Origin of the sequence: Actinophytocola sp. NPDC049390, from assembly GCF_044466355.1 — a bacterium.
In the GTDB taxonomy this organism is placed as follows: domain Bacteria; phylum Actinomycetota; class Actinomycetes; order Mycobacteriales; family Pseudonocardiaceae; genus Actinophytocola.
This window is the reverse complement of record NZ_JBITMQ010000033.1, coordinates 1-17,338: the sequence shown is the minus strand read 5'-3', so window position 1 is coordinate 17,338 and position 17,338 is coordinate 1. Positions and strand designations below refer to the sequence as shown.

At 70.6% G+C, this 17,338-nt stretch carries 17 protein-coding genes and 1 tRNA gene; 10 read left to right on the top strand and 8 right to left on the bottom strand.

Annotated features, from left to right (window positions below; genetic code table 11):
• Positions 1-95: 95 nt before the first annotated feature.
• Together ACIBVP_RS45065 and ACIBVP_RS45060 are read right to left on the bottom strand one after the other, a co-directional pair.
• Positions 96-299 (bottom strand): hypothetical protein, encoded by a 204-nt coding sequence (locus ACIBVP_RS45065; protein ID WP_396112721.1) that lies wholly within the window; start codon positions 297-299, stop codon positions 96-98.
• 100 nt (positions 300-399) lie between these two features.
• Positions 400-483, bottom strand: a tRNA-Leu gene (locus tag ACIBVP_RS45060).
• 73 nt (positions 484-556) lie between these two features.
• Between ACIBVP_RS45060 and ACIBVP_RS45055 the strand changes: the two genes are divergently transcribed.
• The 3 genes from ACIBVP_RS45055 (at position 557) to ACIBVP_RS45045 (ending at position 3,368) form a co-directional block, all read left to right on the top strand.
• Positions 557-1,876 (top strand): M20/M25/M40 family metallo-hydrolase, encoded by a 1,320-nt coding sequence (locus ACIBVP_RS45055; protein WP_396112720.1) that lies wholly within the window; start codon positions 557-559, stop codon positions 1,874-1,876.
• Positions 1,873-2,742 carry an alpha/beta fold hydrolase gene (locus ACIBVP_RS45050; protein ID WP_396112719.1) on the top strand — a complete coding sequence of 290 codons (870 nt, stop codon included), beginning with the start codon at positions 1,873-1,875 and terminating at the stop codon, positions 2,740-2,742. Before ACIBVP_RS45055 ends, ACIBVP_RS45050 begins: the two co-directional genes overlap by 4 nt.
• An 80-nt stretch (positions 2,743-2,822) precedes the next feature.
• The gene (locus ACIBVP_RS45045) at positions 2,823-3,368 is read left to right on the top strand and encodes a DUF2231 domain-containing protein (RefSeq protein WP_396112718.1); all 546 of its coding nucleotides are present in this window, start codon (positions 2,823-2,825) and stop codon (positions 3,366-3,368) included.
• A gap of 16 nt (positions 3,369-3,384) precedes the next feature.
• Here ACIBVP_RS45045 and ACIBVP_RS45040 read toward each other — a convergent pair whose 3' ends face one another.
• The 4 genes from ACIBVP_RS45040 to ACIBVP_RS45025 form a co-directional block, all read right to left on the bottom strand.
• Positions 3,385-3,597: a DUF5703 family protein gene (locus ACIBVP_RS45040; protein ID WP_396112717.1), complete on the bottom strand. Its 213-nt coding sequence runs from the start codon at positions 3,595-3,597 to the stop codon at positions 3,385-3,387.
• On the bottom strand, positions 3,594-4,580 hold the full coding sequence (locus tag ACIBVP_RS45035) for a YncE family protein (protein WP_396112716.1): 987 nt from the start codon (positions 4,578-4,580) through the stop codon (positions 3,594-3,596). Before ACIBVP_RS45035 ends, ACIBVP_RS45040 begins: the two co-directional genes overlap by 4 nt.
• A 127-nt stretch (positions 4,581-4,707) precedes the next feature.
• Positions 4,708-5,388, bottom strand: a complete 681-nt coding sequence (locus tag ACIBVP_RS45030; protein ID WP_396112715.1) for a carbonic anhydrase — start codon at positions 5,386-5,388, stop codon at positions 4,708-4,710.
• Positions 5,389-5,442: 54 nt separating this feature from the next.
• Positions 5,443-6,414 carry an aldo/keto reductase gene (locus ACIBVP_RS45025; RefSeq protein WP_396112714.1) on the bottom strand — a complete coding sequence of 324 codons (972 nt, stop codon included), beginning with the start codon at positions 6,412-6,414 and terminating at the stop codon, positions 5,443-5,445.
• 91 nt (positions 6,415-6,505) lie between these two features.
• Here ACIBVP_RS45025 and ACIBVP_RS45020 point away from each other — a divergent pair, with 91 nt between their 5' ends.
• From ACIBVP_RS45020 to ACIBVP_RS45000, 5 genes are all read left to right on the top strand, one after another.
• On the top strand, positions 6,506-7,555 hold the full coding sequence (locus ACIBVP_RS45020; RefSeq protein WP_396112713.1) for an LLM class F420-dependent oxidoreductase: 1,050 nt from the start codon (positions 6,506-6,508) through the stop codon (positions 7,553-7,555).
• A complete protein-coding gene (locus tag ACIBVP_RS45015) occupies positions 7,552-8,391 on the top strand; it encodes an undecaprenyl-diphosphate phosphatase (RefSeq protein ID WP_396112712.1) in 840 nt (279 codons plus the stop codon). Before ACIBVP_RS45020 ends, ACIBVP_RS45015 begins: the two co-directional genes overlap by 4 nt.
• Positions 8,392-8,430: 39 nt before the next feature.
• Positions 8,431-9,141, top strand: coding sequence for a histidine phosphatase family protein (locus ACIBVP_RS45010; protein WP_396112711.1), 711 nt, complete (start codon positions 8,431-8,433; stop codon positions 9,139-9,141).
• A gap of 123 nt (positions 9,142-9,264) precedes the next feature.
• Positions 9,265-9,945, top strand: a complete 681-nt coding sequence (locus ACIBVP_RS45005) for a hypothetical protein (RefSeq protein ID WP_396112710.1) — start codon at positions 9,265-9,267, stop codon at positions 9,943-9,945.
• Between the two features lie 29 nt (positions 9,946-9,974).
• Entirely contained in the window at positions 9,975-10,490 is a 516-nt protein-coding gene (locus ACIBVP_RS45000; RefSeq protein ID WP_396112709.1) for a hypothetical protein, read from the top strand.
• A 68-nt stretch (positions 10,491-10,558) separates the two neighbouring features.
• On the opposite strand, the gene ACIBVP_RS44995 is transcribed toward ACIBVP_RS45000, so the two are convergent.
• A complete protein-coding gene (locus ACIBVP_RS44995) occupies positions 10,559-13,750 on the bottom strand; it encodes a GH92 family glycosyl hydrolase (RefSeq protein WP_396112736.1) in 3,192 nt (1,063 codons plus the stop codon).
• Between the two features lie 169 nt (positions 13,751-13,919).
• Here ACIBVP_RS44995 and ACIBVP_RS44990 point away from each other — a divergent pair, with 169 nt between their 5' ends.
• Positions 13,920-14,741 (top strand): hypothetical protein, encoded by an 822-nt coding sequence (locus ACIBVP_RS44990; RefSeq protein WP_396112708.1) that lies wholly within the window; start codon positions 13,920-13,922, stop codon positions 14,739-14,741.
• Between the two features lie 93 nt (positions 14,742-14,834).
• Positions 14,835-16,679, top strand: a complete 1,845-nt coding sequence (locus ACIBVP_RS44985; RefSeq protein ID WP_396112735.1) for an ABC transporter ATP-binding protein — start codon at positions 14,835-14,837, stop codon at positions 16,677-16,679.
• Between the two features lie 46 nt (positions 16,680-16,725).
• Here the strand turns inward: ACIBVP_RS44985 and ACIBVP_RS44980 are convergent, their stop codons facing one another.
• Entirely contained in the window at positions 16,726-17,217 is a 492-nt protein-coding gene (locus ACIBVP_RS44980; RefSeq protein ID WP_396112707.1) for a hypothetical protein, read from the bottom strand.
• Between the last annotated feature and the right edge of the window lie 121 nt (positions 17,218-17,338).

Sequence of the window (17,338 nt, the reverse complement as noted above, 5' to 3'; positions counted from 1 at the left end):
ACGAAGTAGGGCTTGGTGCCCCATCACGAACACGCCGGTCTTGTCGCGGTGGGCCACTACCGACTCGCCAAATAGCGCGATGTGCAGCCGGTCGTTCATCCGAGAGCGTCGACAGTGGACCGGTTCGACACCGCACCCGAGGTGTCGATCTTGACCATGCCGTACACGAGCGAACCAGTAAGAGGTGGAGCGAGGAGGTCGACCACGTCGAGGTGGGCGTTGCGGGCGGCGAGCCGCTGATGTCCCGCGCCGCAGGTGAGCTTGGGCGGGATCAGCGGAGCGATCTTGCGGTCAGCCACGGCAACCACCCCCGGGAACGAACGCGGGGAGGTCGCGAGAGAAGAGCGCAGCGTGATAGGAAGAATACTGGCTGCTGCCCGGGGATTTCCTAGATGCCTGTGTCCGAGGGGGGACTTGAACCCCCACGCCCTTGTCGGGCACTAGCACCTCAAGCTAGCGCGTCTGCCATTCCGCCACTCGGACTCTGTGGTGCGCATAGCGTAGCGGACGTCCTTCGATGGGCTTGCACCGGGGCTGGAATGGTAGGAAGTCCCACGTGACCGAGCTGATTGAGCTGGCCCAGGACGAGGCCGTGGAGTTGACGTCCGAGCTGATCCGGATCGATACGAGCAACACCGGGGAGCTGGAGACGACCGTCGGGGAGCGGGCCGCCGCTGAGTATGTGCGGGCGAAGCTCGAGGAGGTGGGGTACGAGACCACCTACGTCGAGTCCGGGGCGCCTGGGCGGGGGAACGTCTTCGCTCGGCTTTCTGGGGCCGACCCCTCGCGCGGGGCGTTGCTGATCCACGGGCACCTCGACGTGGTACCCGCTGACCCCACCGAGTGGTCCGTGCACCCCTTCTCGGGGGCCGTTCAGGACGGCTACGTGTGGGGGCGCGGGGCCGTCGACATGAAGGACATGGTCGCCATGACCTTGGCTGTTGCTCGGCGCTTCAAGCGGGACGGGATCGTCCCTCCTCGGGACCTCGTTTTCGCCTTTTTGGCTGATGAGGAGGCTGGGGGGCACTACGGATCGCAGTGGTTGGTCGAGCATCGGCCGGATCTGTTCGACGGGGTTACCGAGGCTGTGGGTGAGGTTGGGGGCTTCTCCGTCACTCTTGGGGAGGATGTTCGGGCTTACACGATCGAGATCGCCGAGAAGGGGATCGCCTGGATGCGGCTTCGGGTTCGGGGGCGGGCGGGCCACGGGTCGATGTTGCACGACGACAACGCCGTCACGAAGCTCGCGGCCGCTGTGGCGCGGTTGGGGGCGCATGAGTTTCCGCTGGTCGTGACCGATTCCGTGCGGGCGTTCTTCGAGTCCGTCACCGACCTGACCGGGGCCTCGTTCGACGTTGAGGACCCGAGTGAGGCGGTGGCCAAGCTGGGGCCCTTCGCTCGGGTGGTGGGGGCTACTCTGCGTGACACGGCCAACCCGACGATGTTGAACGCCGGGTACAAGGCCAACGTCATCCCTTCGGTGGCTGAGGCCGTGGTGGACTGCCGGGTGCTGCCCGGGCGGGAGGAGGCCTTCCTACGGGAGGTGGACGAGATTCTCGGGCCCGACGTGGAGCGGGAGTGGGTTTCTCGGCTGCCCGCCGTCGAGACGACCTTCGACGGGGATCTCGTGGCCGCGATGACCGCCGCCGTGCAGGCGGAGGATCCGGGGGCTCGGACCATTCCGTACGTGTTGTCCGGTGGCACCGACGCCAAGGCGATCCACACGCTGGGTATCCGGTGCTTCGGGTTCGCGCCGCTGCGGCTGCCCGCCGACCTGGACTTCACCGCCCTGTTCCACGGCGTGGACGAGCGGGTGCCGGTGGACGCCGTGCGGTTCGGCACGCGCGTGCTCGATCGGTTCCTCCAGAACTGTTGACCACCCCCGAGCGGTTTCACCTCGCGGACGGGGCCTCACTGGCCCTCGTCCGCGTCGGTGACCCCGACGCGCCGGCCACCGTCCTCCTGCTGCACAGCTACGCACAGGACCGGCGGGTCTGGCACAAGATCCTCACCTTGCTGCCCGCGACCGTGCCCGTGCAGGTCGTCGCCTACGACCACCGCGGGCACGGGGAGTCCTCGCCCGCGGAAGACGCCACGGCCACGCTCGAGCAGCTCGCCGACGACATGGCCGAGGTCGTCGAGCGTGCCGTCCCCCGCGGGCCGGTCGTGGTGGTCGGGCACGGGATGGGCGGGCACGTCGCCATGGTGATGGCGGCACGGCACCGGCTGCTCACCGAGCAGCGGGTCGGGGCGCTGATGTTCCTGTCGACCAGTGTCGGCTGGGTCGCGGAGACCCTGCCCCGGCCACTGGGCAGGCTGGTCCAGGACCTGCACGCGATCCTCGGACCACGCCTCGTCGACGAGGTGCACCGGCGCATCGACAAGGCCACCACGATCGGGTTGCGGTGGCTGTTGCTGGGCGACGACCCCGACCCGGACGACGCGCGGCTGGTCGCCGAGATGGTGTCCCAGCACTGGCCCGACACCGTCGCCCAGTTCCGGCCCGCGCCGGACCGGGACGTGCTGGACCTGGCGCTGGAGGTGGTGGCCGCGCGGCCGATCATCGCGATGGTGGGGGAGAAGGACCGGCTCGTGCCGGTCGGGCACGCGGGCAGGCTCGCCGACACGGTGCGCGGGCACCCGGTGACGGTGCCGGGCGCGGGACACATGCTGCCCCTCGAGGCCGCCCCTGAGATCCTGCCCCGCATCGTCGCCCAGGTACGTGCGGCGCTCACCCGGTGAACCATTCCGGGTAGCGGCGCGTAACGAGCCGTCGGACACGTCGGTTGAGGCGGTCGGTCGAGACAACAGACGGAGGTAACGTGCCCGAATTCATTGGCGGTCTCCCGCTCCACCCGCTGATCGTGCACTTCGTGGTGGTGCTGCTCGTGATCGCCCCGCTCGGGGCGGTGCTGAGCGCGTTGTGGCCCGCCGTGCGCCGGCGGTTCGGGTGGCTCGCGTTCGCGGCGTCGGCGGTCGCCACGGCGCTCGTGCCCGTCGCGACCGCGAGCGGCGAGAACCTCGCGAACCGGGTCGGCACCAACCCGCTGGTGCAGGCACACGAACGGCTCGCCGACATGATGATCTGGTGGGCGCTTGGCCTGACGGTCGCGCTCGGCGCGTTGATGGTCGTGCACACCCGGGCGGAACGGAAGACGACCGCGCAGGTGGCGGTCGGCGGCGGTGGCGCTGAGGAGGCCCTGACCGGGGAGCAGCGCAAGGCGCCCGCGCTGGTCATGATCGTGCTCGCGGTGGTGACCGTCGGGGTCGCGGTCGGCACCGGCATCCACGTCTACCGCGTCGGCGACGCCGGGGCGCGCGCGGTGTGGGAGGGCGTCCAGAACCTCCCGCCGCAGAACGGCGGTTAGTGAACGGGACCGCGGGCTAGGTGCTCAGTCCCGGCAGGAGCCCGCGGGCTCGCTTGCGCTTCAGGAGTACCCGCCTGCTCCCGTCCGAGTAGAGCCGTACGTTGGACAGCTCCCAGCCTGCGAACTCGGCGTGGATGGACAGTTGCGTGGCCGCTGCACGTCGCGACAACCCTGGCGGGAGGCGCAGCGGCCGGTACTCCCAGTCCCCGTCGACCACCTCTGAACTCATATGGCAATCACCTGAATCCCATCTCCTGTGCCGGACGCGACCATCACGCGCCCGGTGCGGGGGTCCACCGCCACGGTGTTGGGCTGGGACACCGTGGGGAACCGGTACTTCTCCTTCGGTTCTTCACCGGCCACCTCGTAGCCGACGACCTGGTTCGTTTCCGTCAACGTCACCCACGCCAGGTCTCGTTCCCGGTCGTAGGCGATGGCGTAGGGCGCACCCGGCACCGGGTAGTTCTGGCGCATGAGCAGCGGGTCCAGGGAGAACGCGAGCAGTGCGCCGCCGCGCGTGTCGGTCACGAGCACCCGGCCGAACCGGTCGGTGACGGCGTTCGTGGCGCCCTTGCCGGCTCGCAGGCCCTGGGAGATCGACGCGCCCGGCACGTCGAGTTCGAACACGGCGTTGCGCAGCCGATCGAGGACGACCGCGCCCTTGCCGGTCGACAGCACCTGGTCGGCGCTCATCATGTCGCCGCTGATCATCCGCTGGACCTTGGCGTCGTCGACGACGGCGACCGCGCGCTCGTTCCGCACGGCCACGAGCGTGCGCCCGTCGAAGGCGGCGGTGCTGACCGGTTCACCGCGGAACGAGCCCGCGTCGCTGGTGGCGCCGTCGACCGTGACGCGGACCACCTTGTTTCCGCCCGCGGCGAGGAAGGTGCCGCCGTCGACGGCGAGCGACTCGGCCGCGAACGGCACCGTGGTGGGCTCACCGAGCGTGTCGGCGAGCGGGTAGAGCAGGACGGTGTCCTTGCCCGCGACGGCGAGCGTGCCGGACTCCGGCTCGTAGGCCATGGCGGTGACGTCGTCCGCGAGCGCGGTGACCGCGCCCGCGGGCTTGGTGGCCGCCGGGGGCGACTCGGCGGCCACCGCCGCCACCGGGTTGTCGGTCACCATCAACTCGTCGCCCTGTTGCCCGGAGGAACAACCCGAGCCCACCGCCGCGCACACGACCAGCAGCACGGCAACCCTGCGACGCAACATCGACCTCCGACACGACCCCGGGTCTCACCGGCGCACCCGTGTCGCGCCGACGGGACATCTGTCCAGCATCCCCTAAATGCGCACTGGACGCTAACCCCTGTCCGGGGTGTCGTGCCGGGCGGGTGAGTCAGTGGGCCTTGACAAGTCCGCTGCGCAGGTCGTAGACGGCCGTGACAATGCGGGGGCGGACCGCCGCCACGGTGTGTGACCGGCGTGTCAGCTCGTCGGCGACCCTGATCGTCTGGTTGCGGACACAGGCGGCCAGGAACGCCGTCCCGTCGGGGTTCGGCGGGGTCGCGCGGACGGTGGCCTCGATCGCGCGGGCGACGGTGTCGACCGACCCGGTCACCTCGCTCGTGCCGCCGACCAGGTCGATCGCGGCCTTGACGGCGCCGCAGCCGGAGTGCCCGAGGACGACGACCAGCGGGACGTGCAGGTGCTCGACGGCGTACTCGACGCTGCCGACGACCGCGTCGTCGAGCACCTCGCCGACCGCGCGCACGGTGAACAGGTCGCCGAGTCCCTGATCGAAGAGGATCTCGGCGGGTACGCGGGAGTCGGCGCAGCCCAGGACGCACGCGATGGGGTGCTGTGCGTCGACGAGGCTTTCGCGGTGGGCCGGGGCCTGGTGCGGGTGGCGTGGCCTGCCCGCGGCGAACCTCCTGTTGCCGGTGACGAGGCGCTGCCAGGGGTCGGAGGGGGCGCGGGGAGCGGCATGCGCGGGGAACGCCGCGTCGGCGGCGGCCCCGGCGGCGACAGCGGCACCGAGACCGAGCAGGGAGCGACGCGACAGTTTTGCATACTCCATACTGCATACGATGCCCGGTTCGCGTGAATTGTGCAACGGCCCGGTGACGGAGCGTCAGGTGAGGTGGTGCTCGGGGTAACTCAGTTCGACGTCGCTGACGTCGTCCAGCGCGGCGCGGATCGCGGCGGGCAGCGTCAGTTCCTCCGACACCAGCGAGCCGAGCAGCTGCCCGGTGTCCCGTGCGCCGACGATCGCCGAGCACACGCCGGGCCGGTCGCGGACCCACGCCAGCGCCACCGACAGGGGAGAGGTCGCGAGCCCGTCCGCCGCCGTCACCACGGCCTGCACGATCCGTGCCGCCCGCTCGTTGCGGTGGTGGTCGACGTACGGCGCGAAGTGCGCGGACGCGCCGCGCGAGTCGGCCGGTGTGGCGGCCCGGTACTTGCCGGTGAGCACGCCGCGGCCCAGCGGCGCCCACGCGAGCAGCCCGACGCCGTGGTAGTCGGCGGCCGGCCCGACCTCGCGCTCGATGCCGCGTTCGAGCAGCGAGTACTCCATCTGCGTGCTCACGATCGCGGCCGGCTTGTGCCGCTGCAGCGTCGCGGCGGTCGACAGCCGCCACCCGCTGTAGTTCGACACGCCGGCGTAGCGGACCTTGCCGCTGGTCACGGCCGCGTCGAGCGCGGACAGCGTCTCCTCGAGCGGCACCGCGGTGTCCCACGCGTGGAGCTGCCACAGGTCGACGTGGTCCACGCCCAGCCTGCGCAGCGATCCCTCCAGGGCCCACAGGAGCGCGCCCCGCGACGCGCCGCCGCCGAACGGGCCGTCGCCGCGCCGGGCCACCGCCTTCGTCGCGATCACCAGGTCCTCGCGTGGCACGAGGTCGTCGAGTAAGCCGCCCAGGATCCGCTCGGCCTCGCCGTCGGCGTAGACGTCGGCGGTGTCCACCAGCGTCCCGCCGAGGTCGGCGAAGGCCACGAGCTGGCTCGCGGCCTCGTCGGCGTCGGTGTCCTGGCCCCAGGTCATGGTGCCCAGGCCGATCCTGGACACCCGCAGCCCGCTGTGCCCGAGGTGTCGTTGCTCCACCGGGCGAAGAGTACGGGCAGGTCGGCGTACTCGCTGGCAGACTCACCGACATCACAATTGGCGGGACGCCAATTGACGGTATGGTCCGTCCATGCGACTCGGACTGAACATGGGCTACTGGGGTGCGGGCAACGACGCGAACAACCTGAAGCTCGCCCAGGAGGCCGACCGGCTCGGCTACTCCGTGGCGTGGGTCGCGGAGGCGTACGGCTCGGACGCGCCGACGGTGCTGTCCTGGGTGGCCGCGCAGACCGAACGGATGGACGTCGGCTCCGCCATCCTCCAGATCCCCGCACGTCAGCCCACGATGGCCGCCATGACCGCCGCGACGCTCGACACGCTGTCCGGCGGCCGCTTCCGGCTCGGCCTCGGCGTGTCCGGCCCGCAGGTGTCCGAGGGCTGGTACGGCGTGAAGTTCGACAAGCCGCTCGCCCGCACCCGCGAGTACGTCGCGATCGTCAAGCAGGCGCTGCGCCGCGAACGGGTCACCTTCGACGGCAGGCACTTCACGCTGCCGCTGCCCGACGGCCCCGGCAAGCCGCTCAAGCTCATCGTGGCCCCGCACCGCGCCGAGATCCCGATCTACCTCGCCTCGATCGGCCCGAAGAACCTCGAGCTGACCGGCGAGATCGCCGACGGCTGGCTCGCGATCTTCTACTCGCCAGAGTACGGGCCGGAGTCCCTCGAACTGATCCGCAAGGGCCGCGAGAAGGCGGGCAAGACCATGGACGGCTTCGACGTCGTGCCCACGTCGCCGCTCGTCGTCGGCGACGACTGGCGGACCGCCGCCGACCAGATCCGGCCCTACGCCGCGCTGTACGTGGGCGGCATGGGCAGCCGCGAGCAGAACTTCTACAACAACCTCGCGTGCCGCATGGGCTACGAGGCCGAGGCCGCCGAGATCCAGGACCTGTACCTGGCGAAGGACTACGCGGGCGCCGCCGCGAAGGTGCCGCTCGGCTTCCTCGACTCCACCGCGCTGCTCGGCCCCAAGGAGCGGATCGCCGAGAAGATGCAGGCCCTCGCCGAATCGGGGGTCACCACACTGACCGTCTCACCGGTACTGCAAGATCTTGAGCACAGCATCGCGGCCCTCCGCGTCGCGGTGGAAGCTCTGGATCTCGCGGGAGTAGGTAGTTGAGCTGGCTCGAAGCCATCGTTCTGGGTCTCATCCAGGGACTGACCGAATTCCTGCCGATCTCGTCGAGTGCACACCTACGGATCAGCGCGGCCTTCGCGGGCTGGGACGACCCGGGGGCCGCGTTCACCGCGGTGTCGCAGATCGGCACCGAGACCGCGGTCATCATCTACTTCCGCAAGAAGATCGGGCGGATCTTCGCCGCGTGGTTCCGGTCGTTGCGCAGGCCCCGGACCTGGCGCGACGACCCGGAGTCACGCATGGCGTGGCTGGTGATCATCGGCACGATCCCGATCGCGGTGCTCGGCCTGCTGTTCCAGGACTCGATCGAGCACGCGTTCCGTGACCTGCGGCTCATCGCCACCACGCTGATCGTGTTCGGCATCGCGCTCGGCGTCGCCGACCACCTCGGCCAGAAGAAGTACTCGCTCGACCACCTGACGATCCCGCACGGCCTCGCGTACGGGTTCGCGCAGGCGCTCGCGCTGATCCCCGGCGTGTCGCGGTCCGGTGGCACGGTCACCATGGGCCGCCTCCTCGGCTACCGGCGGCCGCAGGCCACGGAGTACGCGTTCCTGCTCGCGGTGCCCGCGGTGTTCTCGTCCGGGCTGTACAAGCTGACCGACATCGGCGGCGCGGACGCGCCGGCGTGGGGGCCGACGATCCTCGGCACGGTCGTGGCGTTCCTCGTCGGGTACGCGGTGATCGCGTGGCTGATGCGCTACATCTCCACGCACAGCTACCTGCCGTTCGTGATCTACCGGATCGCACTGGGCGTGCTGCTGTTCGTCCTCGTCGGGTTCGACGTGCTCGCGCCCGACGCAGGCCCGGCCCCCTGAGCGGAAAGCCCCTGGACCGGTTCCGGCTACCCTGGCGCCGTGGCCACCGTCGTACTCCTCAGGCATGCCCGCTCGACCGCCAACGGCTCCGGCGTCCTCGCCGGGCGCTCACCCGGGATCGAACTGGACGAGACCGGGCGCAAGCAGGCGGACGCGCTCGTGGCGCGCCTGGCCGACGTGCCGGTCGCGGAGATCGTCTGCTCGCCGTTGCTGCGGTGCGAGATGACGGTGGCCCCGCTGGCCGCGGCCCGGGGGCTCACGCCGGTCACCGAACCCGATCTGTCCGAAGTGGACTATGGGGAGTGGACCAACCGGGAGTTGAAGACCCTCGCCAAGGAGCAGCTGTGGTCGGTGGTGCAGCAGCACCCGTCCGCGGCCGTGTTCCCCGGCGGGGAAGGGCTTGCCCAGGTGCAGACGCGGGCGGTCGCCGCGGTCCGGGCGCACGACGCGCGCATAACCGCCGCACACGGCAGCGAGGCCGTCTGGCTGCTGTGCAGTCACGGTGACGTCCTCAAGTCGGTCCTCGCCGACGCGCTCGGCCAGCACCTCGACACCTTCCAGCGGATCGTGGTGAACCCGGCGTCGGTCTCGGTGGTGCAGTACACCGAGACCAGGCCTTTCGTGCTGCGGATGAACGACAACGGCGGCGAGCTCGCCAGCATCGTGCCGACCAAGCCGCAACCCGCCGAACCGGACGGTCCTCGTCCGGGTGACGCGGTGCCGGGCGGGGTCACCGGCGCCACATCCTGACCCGGCCGGCCACGGTCGGTGAAAAGGCGTCACGATCTGAGTCAAACCGCAGGGTGATCAGCGGCGTTTGTGCCAGTATCTGTGCACTTACGTCTCCGCTGCGGCGGCATCATAGGAGTGGCAATGACACAGCCATACGGCCAGCAGCCCGACCCCTCGGGCGGATACCCCCAGGGCGGGGTCCCGCAGGGGTACCCACAGACGCCTGGCCAGGGGCAACCGGCCCAGGGCTACCCGCAGAGCCCGCCCTACGGTCAGCCCGCGCAGGGGTATCCGCAGAGCAACCCGTACGGCCAGCCCGCGCCCTCGTACCAGTACGGCGGCAACATGCCCGCCGCGCCCGCCGAGTACAGCGCCGGGCCGATCCCGCGGCCGGGCACCGTCACGGCCGCCGCCGTCCTCGGCTACGTCCAGGCCGGCATCACGCTGATCCCGACGGTCCTCATGCTCGCCGGCGCCGCCAGTGGCGACGCGACCGGCGCGGGCAGCGAGGCCGCGATCGGCTGGCTGCTCATCATCGCGCAGGTCGCGGGCGCCGCCCTGCTGATCGCGGGCGGCGTGCAGATCATGGGTGGCAAGAGCCGCGCGCTGATGGTCGCGGGCGCCGGCCTCGAGCTGGCGATCTGCCTGTTCTGGATCATCCGCGTCGCCGCCATCGAGTCCGGCGGGGTCGACGTGATCGATGCCGGTAAGGGCGTCATCATCGGCATCGCTATCTTCTTCGCCATCATGCCGACGATCAGCCTCGTCATGTCGCTGGGCGCCAGCACGACGCAGTTCCTGCAGTCACGTCGCGGTCACTAGGGTCCGCGACCGAAGAGGGGTAATACGAAATGTCACAGCCGTACGGGCAGCCCGGCGACCCCAACCAGGGTTATGGCGCGATGCCGCCCGCGCCGCCGGAGTACTCCAGCGGGCCGATCCCGCGGCCCGGCACCGTCACCACCGCCGCCGTGCTGGCGTTCGTGCAGGCCGGTCTCACGCTGATCTGCACGATCGTGCTGATGATCGGCCTCGGTGCGATCTCCGGCGCGATCGACGACGCCGAGTCGATCGGTGGCGTCGAAGTCAACGAGGGCGCCCTCGCGGGCCTGTGGATCCTCGCCATCGTCGGCCTCGTCGGCGGCGGCCTGCTGATCTGGGGTGGCGTCAAGGCGCTGAGCGGTACCGCGGGCCAGATCCTGGTCATCGCGGCGGGTCTGCAGATCCTGCTGTGCCTCATCTGGCTGGTGGCGTTCGAGGGCGGCATCGTGTCGATCCTGCTGGCGGTCATGCCGATCATCACGCTGGTGATGGCGCTCGGCGGTCCGGCCAAGCAGTTCGAGGCGTCCCGCAGCGGTCGCGCCTGACTCCGGTTCACCACTGAGGGGCGGTTCCCGGTTTCGGGGGCCGCCCCTCAGTGGTGTTCGTGTGTCGCTCAGCGAGCCAGCAGTTCCACCTGCGCGAGCGTCACGGTCGGCGCGCCGGAGCCTTCCGTGATGTCCAGCCGGTACTGCCGGTACGTGCCGGGGTTCGCCACCGAGAACGGGCGCGTCTGGCGGCGCCACCGGAAATCCTCACCGGTGCGCTCGTCGAGCACGGTCCAGTGCGCGCCGTCGTCGGAGCCGCGCAAGGTCCACGACCGCGCGTCGTCGCCGCCGGTGCCTGACGTCAGCGTGTAGTACCGCACCAGCGCGCCCTCGCCGGGCAGCCGGTAGGCCAGCCACGGCGTGGGCGTGCGGAACGTGACCTGTGTCCGGCTGTTGTCGTCGAACAGCGGCGCGACGTTGATGCCGTCGCTGCCCTCGCCGCTGCCGTCGACCGTGCACGTGATGTCGTGCATGGTCGACGGCAGCGCGTCCGCCGGGGTCAGCGACGGCGGCAGCGCGTCCGGACCGCAACCCCACCGCGACGGGTTCGGGCCCATGCGGAAGTCCAGCACGGCACCCTCGGCGATGACCGAGTGCGGCACGTACACCGTGTCCCACGGCGTGCCGTTCACCGACAGGCTCTGCACGTAGACGTTCTCGCGGCTGTTGTCCGGCGCGTTCACCACCAGCTCGTTGCCGTTGTCCATGCGCACCACGGCACGGCGGAACAGCGGCGACCCGATCACGTACGCCGGGCTGCCGACCCGCAGCGGGTAGAGACCGAGCGCGCTGAACAGCCACCACGCGGACATCTCGCCGTTGTCCTCGTCGCCGTGGTAGCCCTGTCCGATCTCGCTGCCCGCGTAGAGCCGGGACAGGACCTCGCGGACCTTCGCCTGTGTCTGCCACGCGGCGCCCGCGTAGGTGTACATGTACGGGATGTGGTGCGACGGCTGGTTGCTGTGCCCGTACTGTCCCATGCGGACGTCCCGGGCCTCGGTCATCTCGTGGATCGTCTTCCAGTACGCGCCCCGCGCGCGGCCCGTCTCCTGCGTGGTGAAGAACTCGTCGAGCTTCGCGGCGAGCGCGGCCCGCCCGCCCATGAGGGCCGCGAGCCCCGCGCCGTCGTGGGGCACGCTGAACGCGGTGTTCCAGCCGTTGGTCTCCACGTAGTCGCCGCCCCACGAACGCGGGTCGTACTGGTTCGGCGTGTGCCGTAGCCGGCCGTTGTCCTTGCGTCCCTGGAAGAACCCGGTGCTCGGGTCGAACGAGTGCACGTAGCCCTGTGCGCGGTCGAGGAAGTACTCGTGGTTCTCGGTGTCGCCGAGAGCGTGGGCGAGTCCGGCGATCGCGAAGTCGTTGAGGCAGCCCTCGAGTGTCCACGACAGACCGAACTCGGTGCTCGCGGGCGTGTACCCGAGGAAGATCGAGCGGTCGATGCCCTTGCGGCCCACGCCCGGCCGGTCCGGGGCGACGGTCGCGTTGCGCAGCGCGGCCTCGTAGGCGGCCTGGACGTCGAAGTTCCGCACGCCCTTGAGGTAGGCGTCGGCGAACGCGACGTCGGAACTGGTGCCGGTCATCAGGTCCGCGTAGCCGGGGGAGGACCAGCGGGCGATCCAGCCGCCGTCGCGGTACTGCTGCACGAACCCGTCGATCAGCTCGCCCGCGTGGTTCGGGGTGAGGAGGACGTAGGCGGGCCACACCGTGCGGTAGGTGTCCCAGAAACCGTTGTTGACGTAGACCTTGCCCGCCTGCACGGTCTTCCCCGTGTGCGCGGGCGTGTCCCCGCGGGCCGGTGGGGCGACCGGGCTCGCGTAGGCGATCGACGGGACCTCGTCGGTGCCGGTGTTCTCGTGGCCGCGGTTGGGGTAGAGGTAGAGCCGGTACAGGTTGGAGTACAGGGTGACGAGCTGGTCCTCGGTCGCGCCGTCGACCTCCACACGGGACAGCAGCTCGTCCCACTGCTCCGCCGCGCGATCGCGCACGCTCTCGAACGTGTCGGCGTCCGCGATCTCCAGCCACAGGTTCTTCTTGGCCTGCGCCACGCTGATCAGCGACGTCGCGATCCGCATGGTGACGACCGTCGGGCCGGTGATGTCCGGTTCGAACGTCAGGTAACCGCTGACGCGCCGGGAGAACCCGCGCCAGAGCTTCCCGGTCGCGGCGATCGTGCGGTCGAACGTGGCGTAGACGAACATCCTGCCCGCGCCCTCGGACAGTCCACTTCGGACGTCCGAGTAGCCGGTGAGCGTGCCGGCCACCGGGTCGACGGTGACGGCGCCGTGCCGGGTGATGTTGTCGAAGACCAGGTTGGCGTCCTCGCCGGGGAACGTGAACCGCATCAGGGCGGCGTGGTCGGTCGGCGCGACCTCGGCGGTGATGCCGTTGGTGAACCGCACGCTGTAGTGGTGCGGGCGGGCGATCTCGTTGCCGTGCCGGAAGGTCAGCGCGCGCCTGCTCCGGCGGCTGCTCGGCCGTTTCGGCGCGGCGGAGGGCAGGACCTGGAACGTCTGCCGGTCACCCATCCACGGGCTCGGCAGGTGGCTCGCGGAGATCGCCTCGAGCGCGGGCAGGTTCCGGTCGTTGTTGTGGCGGTGGTAGCTGTACAGCCAGCCCTTGGCGCCCGCGTCGGTGACCGGGGTCCAGAACGTGAAGCCGTGCGGCACCGCCGTGGCGGGGATCGTGTTGCCGCGCGAGTAGCCCTTGGCCGAGTCGGTCCCGCGGGTGGTGAGCACGTGGTCGACCGGCCTGGGGCGCGTCGACGGGAGGGGGCGGTCGGCGATGGCGATGTCGTCGAGCCAGCCGGCGAAGTCGGCGGGGCCGTTCGGGTTGTCGTAGGTGAGCAGCGCGCGGACCGCCACCTTGCCCTCGGCGACCGGCCCGAGCCGGACCGACCGGGCGTTCCACTGGTTCGGGGTGAGTGCCTTGGACTCGCCCTGACCGTGCGCGGTGAGCGGGAACCCGAGCTGGTCGACCGCGCCGAGGTCGCTCAGGTACGTGCCGTCGGAGAAGGCCAGGTCCAGCGCCACGTACGTGCTGGGGAACCGCAGGTCCTCACCGAGCGGCTCGGGGAGGACCACGTAGGTCAGCTCGGTGTCGGGGCCGATCCGCAGGTCGAGCAGGAACAGCTTGTTGGTGACGTGTGCCGGTCCGCGCGCGCTGTGGCTGCCCTGGTAGCGCAGGGCACGCAGCCCGGTGAACCCGACGCCGGGTTTCGCGGTGGCGGGCTTGCCCGGGCCTCTTCCCTCGCGGGTGCTCATGGTGGCGCCCTCGGCTCTCGGCGCGCCGCTGCGGTCGACGTCGGTGGCATCGATCCAGGTCAGGGGCGGGTCGGTGTTCTCGAACGACGAGAAGAAGCCCGGACTGCTCAATTGCGCTCCTGATCACGAGTCGGAGGGCCGTGATCCTATTGGGTGACACAATGCCGGTATGCACCCTTCGCGCCAACTCTGGTCCGTCGTGGAGCCGCTCCACGCCGTCGTCTACTTCGCGCCCGAGGTGCGTGCCGCGGGCAAGGCGATCGGGTTGAAGGGCTTCTGGGACACCTATTTCGCGTTCCGTGCCGCGCCGCTCGGTGCGGTCGGGTCGGGGGCGGTGGTCGGCGCGTTCGCCGGGTTCGAGCCCGGGATGGTGGCCAGGTCGCTGCCGTCGGCGTGGACGCGGGCGTCCGTGGCGGACTGCCTCGCGACGCGTGCCTCGGTGTGTGCCGAGGTGTTGCGGGCGATGGGGGTGGACGCCGGGGCGTGCGCGGCCGCCGTGTCGCTGCTGTCACCGGTGGCGCTGGACCCGACCGGTCGGCCCCTGGGCGCGGCGAACGCGGAGCTGGCTTTGTCCGACGACCCGGTCGCGGCGCTGTGGCAGGTGGCGACCACGCTGCGGGAGCACCGCGGCGACGGGCACGTGGCGGCACTGGTGACCGCGGGCCTGTCCGGACTGGACGCGCTGCACCTGCAGACCGTGGCGAAGGGCCTCGATCCGGAGATCATGCGGAACGCGCGTGGCTGGTCGCCGCAGCGGTGGGCGGCGGCGCGGGAGTCGCTCGTCGAGCGGGACCTCCTCGACGCGGACGGGCTGACGATGACCGGCGCCGACGTGCTCGCGTCGGTGGAGGAGCTGACCGACGCCGCCGCGTGGCACGACGCGCTGCCGGTCGACGAGGTGGTCGCGGCGCTGACGCCGTCGGCGGCCGCCGTGTGGGAGTCCGGGGTGCTGCCCGACGGGAACCCGATCGGCGTGCCGCGTCTTCCTTGACCTCGACCATGGTCGAGCCCTTAGCGTCCGGTTCCGAAAATTGTCGGTGGGCCGTGCGAGGGTGTCGTTATGGACATGGAGACCACAGCGTGGATGTCGCTGTACAACACGATGAACGCGACGGACGACCGCCGTCCGTTCTCGATGGCGACGTTGCGCCGGATCGGGCGGTTCGCGCGGCCGCACCGAAGACTCCTGGCGTGGTTCCTCCTGCTGTCCGTCGTCACCGCGGTGCTGGCGGTCGCGACGCCTGTGCTCGCCGGGTGGGTGGTCGACGCGATCGTCGCGCGGTCGTCGCTGCGGTTCGTGGTCGTCCTCGCGGTGCTGATCGCGGTGATCGCCGTCGCGGAGGCGGGGCTGGGGCTGGTCGCCAGGTGGCTGTCGGCGCGGATCGGTGAGGGTCTGATCGTCGACCTGCGCATGGCCGTGTTCGACCACGTGCAGCGGATGCCGATCGCGTTCTTCATGCGCACCCGCACCGGTGCGCTGGTGTCCCGGCTGAACAACGACGTGGTCAGCGCGCAGAACGCGTTCAGCAACACCCTGTCCGGGGTGCTGTCGAACGTCGTGATGCTGGTGCTGACGCTGGTCGTGATGGTCGGGGTGTCGTGGCAGATCACCCTGTTCGCGCTGCTGCTGTTACCCGTGTTCGTGGTGCCCGCGCGGCGCATGGGCGCGCGGCTCGCCCGGCTGGAACGCGAGGCCGCCAACCACAACTCGGTGATGAGCACGCAGATGACCGAGCGGTTCTCCGCACCGGGCGCGACGCTGGTGAAGCTGTTCGGCCGGCCTGGCGACGAGTCGGCGGAGTTCGCGGTGCGGGCGAAGCGGGTGCGTGACATCGGGGTGCGGACCGCGATGGTGCAGACGGTGTTCGTGACCGCGCTGACGCTGTCGTCGGCGCTCGCGTTGGCGCTCGTGTACGGCGTCGGCGGGTGGTTCGCGTTCGCCGGCACGCTCGACCCGGGCGCGGTGGTGTCGCTGGCGTTCCTGCTGACCAGGTTGTACGCGCCGCTGACCGCGCTGGCGAGCGCGCGGGTGGAGGTGATGAGCGCCCTGGTGGCGTTCGAGCGGGTGTTCGAGGTGCTGGACCTGAAGCCGCTGATCGACGAGAAGCCGGACGCGGTCACCGTGCCGGACGGGCCCGTGTCGGTCGAGTTCGACCACGTGTCGTTCGCGTACCCGGCGGCGTCCGCGGTGTCGTTGGCGTCGCTGGAGGAGGTCGCGAAGCTCGACGCGCGCGGCGGGGTCGAGGTGCTGCACGACGTGTCGTTCCAGGCGTTACCCGGGCAGCTGGTGGCACTGGTGGGGTCGTCGGGCGCGGGGAAGTCGACGATCGCGTCGCTGGTGCCGCGGCTGTACGACGTGGACGCCGGTGCGGTCCGACTGTCCGGTGTGGACGTGCGGGACGTGTCGTTCGCGTCGCTGCGGGACGCGCTGGGGATGGTGACGCAGGACGGGCACCTGTTCCACGAGTCGGTGCGGTCGAACCTGTTGTTCGCCGCGCCCGGCGCGTCCGAGGCCGACCTGTGGGAGGTGCTGTCGCGGGCCAGGCTGGCGGAGCTGGTGCGGTCGCTGCCGGACGGGCTGGACACGATCGTGGGGGAGCGGGGGTATCGGCTCTCAGGTGGTGAGCGGCAACGGTTGACGATCGCGCGGTTGTTGTTGGCCCGGCCGCGGTTGGTGATCCTCGACGAGGCGACGGCGCACCTGGACTCGACGTCGGAGGCCGCGGTTCAGGAGGCCCTCGCGGAGGCTCTGGACGGGCGGACGGCGTTGGTGATCGCGCACCGGCTGTCGACCGTGCGGGCCGCGGACCTGATTCTCGTGATCGAGGACGGGCGCGTGGTGGAGCGGGGGACGCACGAGTCGTTGCTCGCCGCCGGGGGGAGGTACGAGGAGCTGTACCGGACGCAGTTCGCCTCCGTGGGAGTCTGACCGGGGGTGCGGGAGGCTGGGGGAACTGCCATGACCGGTACGTGCGTCACGGCAAGTTGGCGGGATTTTCCTGAGGTGAGCCGGGACCGTCGTCGACAAGACGGACGTTTTCCGTGGTCACGTGGAATTCCACGACCGGGTCGCGAACGGCGTCCATGATCCGGAACGCCAGCCCGGCGACGGCCGTCGCGTCCGTGCCGGTGAGGACCCGGTACATGCCGGTGGTGGTCGCCACCACCAGTTCGTGGAGTCGCACCCTGAGGTGTCCGGCGAGGCGCGCGGTGCTCACCGTGAAGCAGACGAGGGCGCACACGTTGATCAACAGCTCGACGGCCACCGGGACGACGGCCGCGACGATCGCCGCCGGGATCAGCCACCTCGCCACGGTGAGCGCGTACGTCCGCACGATCACCCTGCGGTCCGGGCGGCGGTCGGCGGTCGTCGCCAGGAGGACGGTGCGCAGCGGGAGGCGCACGTCGCCGAACCGGAGGGTGCCGTCGCTGACACGGACGTCGATGGGCTCACGGGTCATGGACATGGCGGTCTCCTTGTGCGGAGACTAGCCCCAATGCCGTTCAGTTAGGGCGTGGGTTGGGCTGTCAAGGGTCGGCTGGGGTGGTGATGTTGATGCTGATGGTGGCCTTGTAGCTGTTCCGGTC